This is a genomic window from Bacillus cereus group sp. BfR-BA-01379, from assembly GCF_022663605.1.
Taxonomy (GTDB): Bacteria; Bacillota; Bacilli; order Bacillales; family Bacillaceae_G; genus Bacillus_A; species Bacillus_A mobilis.
In genome coordinates, this window is record NZ_JAKUFT010000302.1 from 1 (window position 1) to 227 (window position 227).

Genomic DNA, 227 nt, shown 5'->3' on the forward strand with positions numbered 1-227 from the left:
ATGTTAACCACTACACCACGGGACCATTTGGTTGCGGGGACAGGATTTGAACCTGCGACCTTCGGGTTATGAGCCCGACGAGCTACCGTGCTGCTCCACCCCGCGATGATATAAATAGCCTGGCAACGTCCTACTCTCACAGGGACAAGGTCCCAACTACCATCGGCGCTAGAGAGCTTAACTTCCGTGTTCGGTATGGGAACGGGTGTGACCTCTCTGCCATCATT

The 227-nt window shown here is 54.6% G+C and carries 1 tRNA gene and 1 rRNA gene; both read right to left on the reverse strand.

Annotated features, from left to right (window positions below):
- Positions 1-28: 28 nt before the first annotated feature.
- Positions 29-105: transfer RNA gene (locus tag MR113_RS27960), tRNA-Met, on the reverse strand.
- Between the two features lie 12 nt (positions 106-117).
- A 5S ribosomal RNA gene (rrf, locus tag MR113_RS27965) occupies positions 118-227 on the reverse strand; the annotation flags it as partial.